Here is a 13237-nt window from a genome sequence, read left to right as displayed (position 1 = left end):
AGTAACGCGCCCCGAATTCTCGAAGCGCCATCCACTGGCCTCTCAGCGGGCCGTCTGGATCTCTTTGAAGGCGGCAAGGACGTCTGCCATTTCCGCCCGTGGCAGTTCGGCCGCGAAACGTTCGATATGGTCATAGGCGCGCTGCGCCACACCGGTCTCTTCGCCGATGCCGCGTATCAGCGCGGACACCCGGGTCCGGTCGTAGCTGTATTCCGTGTGGTCGGTGTCCAGCCGCACTATCAGAGGTTCGCTCTCACCCTCCAGTTCCGCTTCGAGGCGGCAGGCCAGCAAGCCGAGAGCATCGTCGGCATGCAGCCGGATCCGCGGGATCAGGCTTGCCACGGCCGTGTCGCCAAATTGCGCCATATGCGCGATGGTTGGCGTTCCATGCAGCAAGGTCGTGGCAACGCAGAACTGCGTGCTCATGAGCGTTCCGGAAATGCTCTGGAACGGTCCCTCCTTGTCCATGCCCGCATAGCCCACGACCGTAGGGTTCAGGTATACGCGCAGGGTCCTCAGGGCGCTGCCGCGCGTGCCCAGCAGGTCCCGCAGCCGCAGGCAGGCGCGGACCGGCGTCTGGTTGAGTGCGCAGACGGGGTATGGCTTGAAAGTCACCTTGAGCAGCGACCAGTCCTTGCCCAAGCCGCCGGCTATGGCAGCGACATCGCATTCGGCCCTGACGAAGGCACGTGCGAAGCCGGACTTGCCCTCGAAGGCGCCGTCCGCGGATACGGAACCATGGGCCGCCAGCGTCGCCGCCGCCAGCCCGTTGCGCCCGGCCATTCCAACCTGGTAGCGCCATTCGTCGGTGCCATCGCCGAAAGACTGCAGGATGCCGCCTGTGAACGAGGCGGCGTTGGACAACGCCGCCGCAGTGCGCTCCTCGGACAAGCGCCATAACCGGGCAACGGCAGCCGCGGCGGCGACCGTGCCGTACAGCGGCGAAGCGCGCAAGCCTGCGGCGGTCGTCCGGGCCGAATAGGCAGATTCCAATGCGCCGCCGATCTCATAGCCTGCCACCAATGCGGGCAGGAAATCCTCCATGGCCCCTGCGCCGTGCTCCACCAGCGCTGTCAGGAGCGGCAGCAGGATGGCGCCGAAATGTGCCACGCCGCAGGTATCTTCCTGCGCCCTGCCATGGAACAGCGCGGCATTGGCAAGCGCCGCACCCGCCACCGTGCTGCGGCGGCCGCTGCCAAGCAGCGTGGCGCCGCCGGGACGTTCACCGTCCATCGCCAGGACGGCCCGCTCGGCCACGCGGAAGAACGGCGTGGGATGCGAGCCCAATGCAATGCCGTAACCATTGAGCACGCAGGCGCGGACCTTTTCCACCACGGGTTCAGGAAGGCTGTCGACGGTCAGACCCGTCGAAAACGCCGCGAATTTTCTGGCCAAACTCATGTCTTCTCCCCTGCTTTCTTATGTGTTTGCCGCGTGTCAGCCGTTGTAGCGATCGCGTAGCACGCGCTTGAGGACCTTGCCGGAAGGATTGCGCGGCAGTTCCTCCACCACCTTCAATTCCCGGGGCACCTTGAAGTTGGCCACGCGCTTGCGGCAATGCCGGTCCAGCTCTTCCAGCGTCAGCGTGTGCCCGGGGTTGAGCACCACCACCGCAGTGATCCGCTCGCCCCACTGCTCGTCGTGCACGCCGATGACCGCGGCTTCGGCGATCTGCGGCATTTCGTAGAGCACGGCCTCGACTTCGCTGGAGGCCACGTTCTCCGCGCCAGTCAGGATCATGTCCTTGGTCCTGTCGGTGACGAACAGGAATCCCTCATCGTCCAGGTAGCCCACGTCCCCGCTGCGCAGCCAATCTCCGAAGAAAGCTTCAGCGGTTTTCTCGGGTGCGTTCCAGTAGCCCTTGGTCACCTTGGGCCCGCGCACGCAGATCTCGCCTTTCTCTCCGGCGGACAACCAGCGGCCCTCATTGTCCGCAATGCGGATCTCCACATGCGGCAATGCACGCCCGGTTGAACCTATCTTCTCGAGCTCACGGCCGGGTTCCATGAGCGTGTCGCCGCTGCAGGTTTCCGTCATGCCGAAGCCATCAATAAAGCGTCCCCGGGTAAACACGCGGGTGAAGTCTCGGATGCGGGATTCCGGCGTCTTTTCGCCTCCGGCAATGCACCAGCCGAAGGTATCGAGGGAGTACCGTTCGGGGTGCTGCACGGCCAGCACGCGGCTCAACATGACAGGGGCCATCCAGCCGCAGGTGAGGCCATGGCGCTCGATGGAAGCAAGCACCGCTTCCGGGTCGAACTCTCGGTGCACGCACAGCGTGCCGCCCACCCACAGCACCGCGATACCTGGCAGGTCGAAGGCGCCGACGTGATAAAGCGGGCCCACCACCAGCAGGCGCTCCTGGCGCGTCAGGCCCAGCGCGATCACATGGTCGATCGATTTCCAGTGGAGGTTGCCGTAGGTATGCATCACGCCCTTCGGGCGCGAGGTGGTGCCGGACGTGTACATCAGCCGGACCAGGTCGTCCTGTGCCGTGGCGGCCGGTTCTGGCACTTCCCGCCCTGGCTTGCCAAGACTGCGCGAATCGGCCTGGCCCTCCGCGTTCAGCACTACCTTCGGCACTTCCAAGGCCGCCACCTCCGCGAACTCCTCGTCCACGAAAAGCAGCCTGGCGCGGGCGTCGGCAAGAATGTAGGCGGCCTCGGGCGCCGCCAGCCGGTAGTTGATGGGAAGGAACACCGCGCCCAGGTAGCTGGCCGCGAACGCCAGTTCCAGGAAGGCGGCGCTGTTCTTCATGAAGAGCGCCACCACGTCGTTGCGGCCTATGCCATGCGACTGAAGCAACGCCGCCGCCTGGCGGATGCGTTCATGGAAGTCGGCATAGCTGATGGCTTCATCGCGATAGATGATGGCGGCGCGATCGGGGGTGCGCCGGGCGTGATAGGCGATGGCTGCGCTCAGATTGAGCATGGTGGGTCTCCCTTGGATGGCGGCTCGGCGCGGGTGGCGGCCTGGGCCGGTCCCGCGTCTCGATTCTGGCGCTTCAGTATGACTTCGGCATGCCGAGATCGTGTATGGCGATGTAGTTCAGGATCATTTCTTCCGACACTGGCGCGAACTTGAACAGCCTGGCGTCGCGCCACAAGCGCTCCACATGGAATTCACGCGCATAGCCCATGCCGCCCATCGTCTGCATGCTGCGTTCGATGGCATGGCTGGCAGCCTGGGAGCCTATCAGCTTGGCAATGTTGGCCTCGGTGCCATAGGGCAAGCCCTGGTCGCACAGCGAGGCCGCGTTCAGGTTCATGAGCCGCGCGCACTGCAGTTCCGCATGCGATTGCGCCAGGGGGAATTGCAGACCCTGGTATGCACTGATGGGCTTGCCGCCAAACACCTTGCGGTCGTTCGCGTACTGCACCGCCAGGCGCTCCGCCAACCTGCCCGCGCCGACCAGGCTGGCAGTCGTCACGATGCGCTCGGTATTGAGCACGTCCAGCAATTCGCGAAAGCCCTTGTCCAGCGTGCCCACCAGTTCATGTGCTTCGATGCGGACATTGTCGAAGAACACCGAACATGCGCTGAGCGTCTGGGTGCCCACCTTATCGATGGCCGAGTAACTCAGGCCCTCGCGTTCGACGTCGATCATGAACATGGAGATACCGTCCGTTGGCCGCGCCCCTTCGACGGGTTTGGCAGTGCGCGCCACGACCAGCATCTTCTGCGCGGCATCCACGGCGGTGATCCAGATCTTCCGTCCATCCAGGCGCCAGCTGCCATCGGGCTGGGCAGCGGCGAAGCTCTTCATGGCCAGCGTGTTGGTGCCGGCATCGGGTTCGGTAAGCGCCATGCAGAAGTTGATCTTGCCGCTGGTCAGGCCGGGCAGCAATTCGCGCTTCATCTGCTCGCTGCCGAACCTGGAAATCGGCACGCCGCCGAAGATGGGATTGATCATGAATAGCTGGCCCAGCGTCGAACCGCCGCCGCCTGCGGAAAGTTCCTCGACGATGAGCGCCAACTCCACCATGCCCAGGCCGGATCCGCCATGTTCCTCGGGCAGCGCCGCGCCTGCCAGGCCGGCCTCGCAAATGGCTTGCCAGCACGCCTGGGGGAACGCGTTCTTGCGATCCTGTTCGTACCAGTATTCCACGCCATACGTTTCACCAATGCGGCGCGCGGTCTCGACTATCAGCTTCTGCTCGTCCGAAAGCGAAAAGTCCATGTGATCTATCCTTGAGTATGGGTACGCAGCAGCCGGTAGGGGTCCTGCAGCAATTCGATGACGTGATTGAGGAATTTCAGTGCGCCCGCACCGTCGTGCAGCCTATGGTCCGCTGCCAGCGCCAAGCCCATTTCGCGCCGCAGCGCGGGCGCGCCTTGCGAGTCGGGCCGGAATATCTCGCGAATGCTGCCCACGCCCAGGATGGCCGACTGGGGCGGGTTGATGATGGGCGTCATGTATGTGACGTTGAACATGCCCGCGTTGGAAATCGAGATGGCGCCGCCAATCATGTCCTCACGGGTGGCATTGCCCGAGCGCACGCGTTCGAGCAATGCATCCGACTGCCGTGCGACGCCGTCCAGCGTGGCGCCTGCCAGCCCGTGCAGGACGGGCGCCATCAGCCCGCGCTCGGTCGTGACCGCCACACCGACGTCAATGGCCTGGAACTGCACGATATGGTCGTCGTTCCAGATGCGGTTCTGTTGCGGCAAGGCCTCGAGCGCCCGCGCCACCGCGGCGATGACGAAGTGGTTCAAGGTCAACCGGGGTGCGTCAGCTTGGCCATTCAACCGGCCGCGCAAGGCGAGCAGCTCGCTGACTTCCGCTTCGGCCGAGAGATAGAAATGAGGTACCTGCTTGGCTTGCGTCATGCGGCGGGCCATGGACTGCACCAGCCCGCTGGCGGTGACTCGCTGGCCGACGTCCTTTGCCGCAACCGTCAGTTCGTCGGCGCTCTTCGCCAGCGCCGCCGGCGCTCCCGCCTGGCGCACATCGGCCGCCTTGATGCGTCCGCCAGGCCCCGTGCCGCCGACCTTCGCCAGATCCACGTCCAGTTCACGGGCCAGGCGCCGCGCCAGCGGCGTGGCCACGATGCGGCCGCCCACGACTGGCGCCGGCTCGACGCACGCCGGCACGGCCGGCTTGGTCATGACGGTTGCCTCCTCCCTGGCAGCAAGGCCGGGTTCCTGCTCCGCCCGCTGGCCCGGGCCCGTCCAACGCGCGACCACAGCGCCGACGGGAACGGTTTCGCCCGCCTGCACCAGGATCTCGCCAATCTGCCCGTCTGCCTCCGCCGCGATTTCGTTGGCGACCTTGTCGGTCTCCACCACGAACAAGGGATCGCCAGCCTTGACCTGGTCGCCAGCGGCCACGCTCCATTCGATCAACATGCCCTCGGTCATGGTCAGGCCGAGCTTGGGCATCAGCAGGTCATTCAGCGCGCCCATGGGCTATTGCCCCGCGAAGCGCGCTTCGCGCTTTTCAAGGAATGCACCGATGCCCTCATGCGCGTCGCGCGTGTCCAGCACCAGGCCTATCATGGCTTGCTCGTGCGCCAGCGCATTGGCCAGGGGCATGTCGGCGCCGTCGCGCAGCGTGCGCTTGAGCAGCTTCAACACCAGCGGCGACTTGCCTGCTATCTGCTCCGCCAGCGCCAGAGTCTGCGCCATGAGTTCGTCTTTCGGAACTGCGCGGTTGGCCAGGCCCATGCGCACCGCATCGGCGGCGCTGATGCGCCCGCCCGTGAACATCAGCTCCTTGGCCAGGCAAGGCGCGACCTGCCGGATGATGCGCTGCGTACCGCCCGCCCCCGGGAACAGGCCCAGGTTTATCTCGGTCAGCGCAATCATGGCGCTGTCGGCCAGGATGCGCAGGTCCATGGCCAGGAGCAACTCGGTGCCGCCGCCCAACGCCCAGCCGTTGACCGCAGCGATCGTCGGCTTGTCGCTGACTTCGATGCGCCGGAACACGCGATGGATATCCTCGGCGAACTCCTGGTAGTGCGCCAGCCCCTGGCGTGAATTCAGGTCGGCCAGGTCGCCTCCCGCCACAAAGGACTTATCGCCGGCGCCCGTGATGACGATGACGCGGCAGTCGTCGCTGGCTTCCAATGCGGCGAAAGCCCGTTCCAGTTCGATCAAGGTTGGAATGTCCAGCGCGTTGTGCACCTTCGGCCGATTGATGGTGATGATGCCGACGCGATTGCGGACTTCGGCAAGAATGCTGGGTTCGTTCATGCTGTCTCCTGGGTTCACGCGCAGAGCTTGCGCGCGGCGGCTATGACATCGGCCTCTTGGGGCTGGTACTGTTCTTCGAGCGATGGAGCGAATGGCACCGGAACGAAGGGCGCCGCGACACGAGCGATGGGCGCGTCGAGTTCGTCAAAACCTATGTCCGCCATTCGTGCGGCGATCTCGGCGCCGACCCCGAATGCCTCCACGGCTTCGTGCACGATGAGCAGCCGGTGGGTGCGTTCGAGCGATGCCAGCACCGCCTGTTCGTCCCAGGGCTGGATGCTGCGCAGATCCAGCACCTCGGCCTCGATGCCATCGGCAACCAGGGCCTCGGCGGCCCGCAAGGCCTTGTGCACGGTCGCGCCGTAGCTCACCACGGTCAGGTCTCGGCCCGGGCGTGCAACCCGGGCGCGGCCCAGCGGTATCGGTCCGGCATCATCGGCCACCTCGCCCTTGAGGGCATACAAGGCCTTGTTCTCCACGAACACCACCGGGTCCGGATCGCGAATGGCTGACTTCAGCAGGCCATAAGCATCGGCGGGGTTGCTTGGGCACACCACTTTCAGGCCCGGAATGTGGGCAAACCATGCTTCCAGGCATTGGGAATGCTGCGGCCCCGCGCTGATGCCGCCGCCATGCGGGGTCCGCACCACCATGGGCACACTGGCCTGCCCGCCAAACATGTAGCGAGCCTTGGCCGCCTGGTTGACCAGCGCGTCCATGGTCAGCGTCATGAAGTCCATGAACATGATTTCAAGCACGGGACGCAGACCGGACAGAGCCGCTCCCACTGCCGCGTTGGCCATGGCGGCTTCGGAAATCGGCGTATCGCGGATGCGGTCCGGGCCAAAACGGGCATGCAGCCCGCGCGTGACGCCGAACGGCCCTCCGGCTTCGGCGATGTCTTCGCCGAACAGGAACACCGTGGGATCCTCCTCCATGCACTCGGCCAACGCGCGGTTGATGGCATGGGCAAAACGTAGTTCAGCCATCTTAGTTCGCCTCGTTCATGGTGTAGACATCATTGCGCGCGTCCTCCCACACGGGCTGACGCCCCAGGCGCGCGCGTTCGACCGCGCGTTCGACCTGGGCCTGGACCTCCTCGAACGCCTGTTCGCGCTGCGCCTTGGCGACCCCGTTCTGATCCAGCACCGCTTCGAAGCGCGCTACCGGATCATGCTCGCCCAGGCCCTCGATCTCTTCGGAAGGGCGGTACTTCTGGGGATCCCCTTCATAGTGGCCGCGCCAACGGTGAGTGATGCACTCCAGCACCCGCGGACCTTCACCGGTGCGTATGCGCGCCACGGCCGCGCTGGCGGCGTCGGCCACCCCCAACACGTCGTTGCCGTCGATTTTTTCGTGGGGAATGGAAAAGGCGGCCGATAGCTTGTCCAGCGGCGCCACGAACTGTTTGTGGGTGGGAGAAAACTCGGCCCAACCATTGTTCTCGCACAGGAACAGCAACGGCAGGCGCCACAGCGCAGCCAGGTTGAGGCTTTCATGCAGCACGCCTTCGGCCATGGCGCCGTCGCCAAAGAAGGCCACCGCCACGCAGTCCTTTTTCTGCACCTGATGGGCCAGTGCGCTGCCCAGGGCTATCGGTATGCTGGCGCCGACAATGGCGTTGGCGCCCAGCATGCCGATGGACAGGTTGGCGACGTGCATCGAACCGCCACGGCCCTTGCAGATACCCTCTTCGCGCGCCATCAGCTCCAGGAAGAAATCTTCGATGTCGATGCCCTTGGCCAGGGCATGACCATGGCCACGGTGGGTCGAGGCGACGGTATCGTCCGCCCGCAGCACCATACCCATCGCAGCGGCGACGGCCTCCTGGCCGATGCTCAGATGGATGAAGCCGGGCACCTCCCCGTCCGCGAACAAGCGTCCGAGCCGGAGCTCGGCCAGCCGGATGCGCAACATGCGCCGGTATGCGTCCAGCAACTGCTCTTTGTTGGCGCTAGCCACCATTGCCTCCTCGTAACAACCGCTATTTGTGATTCCACGCCGCCTGCCTTGGCGTCATGCTGTTACATATAAGTTATCGGTCAGTTAATTTACTAACCGTACGGTTAAATGAATCATAAGCAAAGGTTCTCGAGAACGTCAATCGGGTTTTTCAGGGAGTTTTCCCGCGCTGGAAGGGGCAGCGGCCGCGCTGCCCGCACGGCGACACGGGCAGCGTGGCGTCAGCGGTGGGGAATCAGGCGCGGCCGCCCGAGAGTGCGCGGGAGATCAGCGCGGCGCGGTCGCGCAGGTCAACGCCCAGGCGCTCGAGCGCCTCGCCCGAAACCTGGGCGCTGAAGCCAACGGCGCTGATGGCCATGGCGGCTTTGCCGAATTCGTCGAGCACCGCGGCGGAAACCGTGCTGACGCCTTTGACGTAGTTGCCGGCGTCCACCGCGTAACCCTTTTCACGGGCGTCGCGCACGCCTTCCATATAGTCCTTGAAAGGCGGCTTGTCGTCCCACCTCAGGTTGTCGAAACGTTGCCGCAATTCCTTGTCATCCAGCCCGGAATGGGCCGCCATGCAGCGGCCCAGCGCCGCGATGTACATGGGCAGTCGCTGGCCCACGCTCATGTGCACGCGCACCGAACTGTCGGTGTCGGCACGGTCCACCAGCACTACGCGCTCATTGGACGTGCGCTGCCAGAGCGTCGCAGTCACGCCGTGGCTGCGCGCGATATCGCGCAAATGCGGATGCACCAGCCGCACGTAGGATCCCTGCTCCAGCGCGCCCTTGGCGAGCTCGACCAGCCCCAACGCGATGGAATAGGTTTTCGTGGCTTCATCGAACGACACCAGGCCTTCATATACCAGCGTCTTGAGGAAGTTGTAGCAAGTGCTGGAATTGAGTTGCAGGTCGCGCGCCACGCGGGTGACCCCCACGCCCGAGGGCGCCGCGCTCAGGTAGCGCAGGACGCGTAATCCGCCCACGAGAGCACCTACGAGTTTTTCCGGTTGTTCGGTCGTCATTCTGAAGACAGAGAATTTCTCTGGATAGAAAAGAGCAAAAATTGTGGCATAGAGCGCCTGCCCGCACAAACCCGGCGGGCATATCAACCGGAGCGCCTGGCGCGCATGCTGGAAAGATAGCCGCGTATGGTTTCCTGCACGCCGGGCCTGGCGAAGTTTTCGTGCATCAGGGGCTCGAGCGCTTCGATGCGTCCGACGGCGCAATCGGGCGGCTCCAGCAACAAACGCGCCTTGCGGGCAATGACCAGCGCCTCGCGGCGCGCGATGTAGAACGCCAGGCGCTCGGCGGAAAGCCGCTCGAAGTCCTCGGCCGGCAACACATCGGTCACCAGTCCCAGGTCGCGGGCGGGCTCTGCCTTCAGCAGTTGGCCGCTGAGGCACAACTGGCGGGCCCGCGCGCCGCTGATCTTGGTTTCCAGCGCGGTCTGGACCATGACGGGGTACATGTTGAAAGCGATTTCCGGGCACGCGAGCGTGAGGTCCGCCGAGGCAATGACGATGTCCGTCATCGCCAGCAGGATGACGCCGGCCCCCGCCGCCTTGCCTCGGGCGACAGCCAGGACGGGAGCCGGAGAGCGCGCCATGGCGGCCATCAGTTCACGCAGGCCCTGCCCCTGCGCTTGCAACAACGCAGCACTGCGGACGAACTCCTCGATATCGCCGCCGGCACAGAACAGGGAGGGCGAAGCGCTGCGGAGAACGATCAGCCCAATCCCTGCGGCCGGGGCGCTTTCAATCGCGCGCCGCAACACGTCGAGCATTTCCACGTTCAGGGCGTTGGCCTTGGCCGCACGGTCCAGGATCAGCGTACGGACGCCAGCGGCGTCGTGAACCAGCACATGGTGCGAGGATGCCGTCATTCGAACCTGCTCACGACCGCATCGAGCACCCAGGCCTGCCCCTCGCCCACTGCCAGCGGATTGATCTCGATTTCCGCCAGGTCCGGCCGCGCCAGGAATGCTTCGCACAACCCCGCAATCTGCCGAGCCAGAGCTGGCAGGTCAACGGCGCCGCGCCCCCGAAACCCCTGCAGCAGCTTGGCCGAGCGCAGGCCCTCGATCATTTCCCGGATGCCTTGAGCGTCCAGCGGCAGCAAACGGCAGACCACGTCGGGATCGAGCTCCACTTCCACCCCGCCGCGGCCCAGCGTCAAGGTGGGGCCGAATCGGACGTCGCGGCGTAGGCCCAGCAGCAATTCGTGGTCGAAGCGCTGCATGGATTCGAGCAGGATGCCCCTCGCGTCGATGCCCCTGTCGCTGGCGATTGCGCGCAGGCGCAGCAGGGCTGCTCGCAATTGCTCGTCGTCCATGATGCCGAGCACCACGCCGCCTATGTCGCTCTTGTGCAGGACAGTACTGGCCTGCAGCTTGGCGACGACGGGGTAAGCCAAGGGCGCGGGCAAGCGGTCGGGCATATCGCCGTCCACCAGCACGCCATCGGGGATGCCGGCGGTTCCGAGTTCGCGCAATAGCGCCTTGCTGTCCCACTCAAGCAGAAACGCGATACTAGCGGCCGGCATCGCATCGCACCGGGGTGCCGGCAACGCCGGCGCCGTCAGCGCCGCATGGCGCAAGCCATTCAGACGCACAGCAGCGCCCAGGGCTGCAACCGCGGGCGGGATATCGCGGAACACGGGTATGCGCGCCTGCTCCAGCACACTCACCGACTCTTCCTTGGCGCCGATCCAGATCACCACGATGGGACGATGGGTACGCTGGCGCGCCTGGGCGATGGCGTCGGTGAACGCCGTGGCGATGCTGTGCATCAGGCCGACGAACAGCACGATGGCGTCGTTGCCCGGGTCTCGCGCCACGGCCTCCAGCGCCCTTGAAATGCTGGCGGTGTCCTGCACCACATTGCCGGTCAGGTCCAGCGGATTGGCCGCCTTGACGAAGGAAGGCAACACCGGCGCCAGCGCCTGGGCCGTCTGCGGCGCAAGCGCGGGCAGCTCCAGCGCCCAGCGTTCGGCTTCGTCCGCGATGAGCACGCCCGCGCCTCCCGACACGGACATGACGGCCAAGCGCTTGCCCTGCGGCACGCTGTCGAACAGGAACAGCCGGGCCACATCCATCATCTGGCCCAGCGAATCCACCCGCAGCGCGCCATGCTGACGCAGGCAGGCGTCATACAGGGCATCGTCGCCGGCCAGCGCTCCCGTATGCGAAGCAGCAGCCGCCGCGCCCGCCTGCGAGCGACCCGCCTTGATCGCGATGACCGGCTTCCCGGCTGCCGCCGCGCGCAGCAGCGCCCGTCGGAACGCCAGGGAATCGCGGATATCCTCGACGTAAAGTCCGATGACGCGCGTCTGCGGATCGTCGGCAAGATAGGCAATGGCCGACGCCGCATCCATGTCGCACTCATTGCCGGTGGTGATCCATTTGCTGAATCCCAGGCCAGAACGCAGGCAGATGTCCATCCAGTACGCGCCCAACGCGCCACTCTGGCTGACGAAGGCGAAGCCGCCCTGCTTGATTGGCGTTTCCTCCAGTGCGGTGGTGAACGAGGCAATGAGTCCGGTGGCGCTATTGGCCACGCCCAGGCAGTTGGGGCCGAGTATCGTGACGCCTTGGGCCCGCGCTAGTTCGCCCAGCCTGCGTTGCAGCGCCGCGCCTTCTTCGCCCGTTTCGGAAAAGCCCGAAGAAAACACGACGAACGCCTTGACGCCCGCGGCCGCGCCCTCGCGGATCACCTCCTCGACCAGTTCCGCCGGCGTACCGACTATGGCCAGATCCACCGGCTCGCCTATCGCAGCCAGCGAGGGATAGCTCTTGAGACCCTGCACCTGATCGCGCGTCGGATTGACCGGAAACAGCTTGCCGACAAAGCCGCGCGACAGCATGTAGGCCAAAGGGCGGCCGGCGATCTTCCCCGGATCGGCTGAAGCGCCCACGATGGCCACGCTGCGCGCCTCCAGCACGGCGGCCGCGCGCGCCGCCCCTGCCAGCGCCTGCGGTGACGCGCCGCCCACGATGTTCATGTCTTCCATCATTTCAGTTCGCATCGATGCCCGCCGTCTTGATGACCTGGTCCCAGCGCTTCATCTCGCCGTCCAGGAACTCGCTGAAAGCCTTCGGCGCGGAAGCTACCGGAATGACGCCCTGCCCCAGCAGACGCTTGCGCACGACGGGATCCTCGAACTCCGCGCGCACCGCTCCCTGCAATTTGTCGACGATGTTCTTGGGCACGCCGGCAGGCGCAACCAGGCCGAGCCAGGTATTGCCGTTGAACCCCGGCAAGCCGGATTCATTCAGCGTGGGATAGTCGGGATAGGCCGGCGACCGCTCCAATCCGGTAATCGCGATCAGCTTCAGCTTTCCTGACTTTACATAGGGTTCGGCCGAAAGCGCGTCGACGAACATCACCGAAAGCGACCCGCCGAGCAGATCCGTCAACGCCTGTGCGCTGCCCCGGTAAGGCACATGCACCAGCTTGATGCCGGCGGCCTGCTGCAGCAATTCGCCTGAAAGATGATTGGATTGTCCGACGCCCGCAGAGCCGTATGTCAGGGTGCCTGGCTTGGACTTTGCCAGCGCGATGAACTCCTTGAGGTTGGACGCGGGGACCGCAGGATTGGCGACCAGGAAGTTGGTCAGCTCCACCATTTGCGTAATGTTGCTGAATCCGCGCGCGGTGTCGTACTGCAGCTTGGAATACATGCTGGGATTGATGGCGTGGCTGGTCGCTACCGCCCCCAAGGTGTAGCCGTCTCCCGGCGCGCGCGCCACTGCCTGAGTGCCGATGGTGCCGCCGCCTCCCGGCAGGTTCTTGACCACGGCAGGCTGGCCCAGGCGTTCGATGCCGTGCGCGGCCGTGCGCGCGATAGTGTCCAGGATGCCGCCCGCCGAGGACGCCACGATCACCTCTATCGGTTTGGACGGGTAGACAGGCTCGGCACGGGCCGACCCTGAGCCCAAAGCCATAAAGGCAGCCGCAGCCAAGCTGGCCGCCCGCGACGAGAATGAGGATTGAAGCAGGGGTAATCCGGTCTTCATGTTGTCTCCTTTATTCTGTATAGCGAATATTTATCTTTATAGCGAATAAAGTCTAGGATTGACCCTCCGGCTTGTCAAG

At 65.1% G+C, this 13237-nt stretch carries 11 protein-coding genes; all 11 read right to left on the bottom strand.

Annotated elements, in window-relative coordinates:
- Window positions 1–42: 42 nt before the first annotated feature.
- Window positions 43–1401 (bottom strand): MmgE/PrpD family protein, encoded by a 1359-nt coding sequence (locus IB268_RS08125; RefSeq protein ID WP_192354056.1) that lies wholly within the window; start codon window positions 1399–1401, stop codon window positions 43–45.
- A gap of 36 nt (window positions 1402–1437) precedes the next feature.
- Window positions 1438–2931, bottom strand: coding sequence for a long-chain-fatty-acid--CoA ligase (locus IB268_RS08120; protein ID WP_192328974.1), 1494 nt, complete (start codon window positions 2929–2931; stop codon window positions 1438–1440).
- Window positions 2932–3004: 73 nt separating this feature from the next.
- Entirely contained in the window at window positions 3005–4180 is a 1176-nt protein-coding gene (locus IB268_RS08115) for an acyl-CoA dehydrogenase family protein (RefSeq protein ID WP_175161576.1), read from the bottom strand.
- 5 nt (window positions 4181–4185) lie between these two features.
- Complete coding sequence (locus tag IB268_RS08110; protein WP_192354055.1) at window positions 4186–5406, bottom strand: dihydrolipoamide acetyltransferase family protein; 1221 nt, start codon at window positions 5404–5406, stop codon at window positions 4186–4188.
- A 3-nt stretch (window positions 5407–5409) separates the two neighbouring features.
- Entirely contained in the window at window positions 5410–6195 is a 786-nt protein-coding gene (locus IB268_RS08105; RefSeq protein WP_175161581.1) for an enoyl-CoA hydratase/isomerase family protein, read from the bottom strand.
- Window positions 6196–6209: 14 nt separating this feature from the next.
- Window positions 6210–7184: an alpha-ketoacid dehydrogenase subunit beta gene (locus tag IB268_RS08100; protein ID WP_054457853.1), complete on the bottom strand. Its 975-nt coding sequence runs from the start codon at window positions 7182–7184 to the stop codon at window positions 6210–6212.
- 1 nt (window position 7185) lies between these two features.
- Window positions 7186–8157 carry a thiamine pyrophosphate-dependent dehydrogenase E1 component subunit alpha gene (locus IB268_RS08095; RefSeq protein ID WP_192354086.1) on the bottom strand — a complete coding sequence of 324 codons (972 nt, stop codon included), beginning with the start codon at window positions 8155–8157 and terminating at the stop codon, window positions 7186–7188.
- Window positions 8158–8392: 235 nt separating this feature from the next.
- Window positions 8393–9166: an IclR family transcriptional regulator gene (locus tag IB268_RS08090; RefSeq protein ID WP_054457855.1), complete on the bottom strand. Its 774-nt coding sequence runs from the start codon at window positions 9164–9166 to the stop codon at window positions 8393–8395.
- Window positions 9167–9249: 83 nt separating this feature from the next.
- Window positions 9250–10026, bottom strand: a complete 777-nt coding sequence (locus IB268_RS08085) for an enoyl-CoA hydratase/isomerase family protein (protein WP_054457856.1) — start codon at window positions 10024–10026, stop codon at window positions 9250–9252.
- The gene (locus IB268_RS08080) at window positions 10023–12167 is read right to left on the bottom strand and encodes an acetate--CoA ligase family protein (protein ID WP_370540007.1); all 2145 of its coding nucleotides are present in this window, start codon (window positions 12165–12167) and stop codon (window positions 10023–10025) included. The genes IB268_RS08085 and IB268_RS08080 overlap by 4 nt, the downstream gene beginning before the upstream one ends.
- A complete protein-coding gene (locus IB268_RS08075) occupies window positions 12157–13158 on the bottom strand; it encodes a tripartite tricarboxylate transporter substrate binding protein (protein WP_054457858.1) in 1002 nt (333 codons plus the stop codon). Before IB268_RS08075 ends, IB268_RS08080 begins: the two co-directional genes overlap by 11 nt.
- Window positions 13159–13237: the final 79 nt, after the last annotated feature.

Source organism: Achromobacter sp. ACM01 (genome assembly GCF_014851745.1).
GTDB lineage: Bacteria > Pseudomonadota > Gammaproteobacteria > Burkholderiales > Burkholderiaceae_B > Achromobacter > Achromobacter aegrifaciens.
Note: the sequence above shows the minus strand (reverse complement) of the source record. Positions and strands in the feature narration are given on the sequence as shown.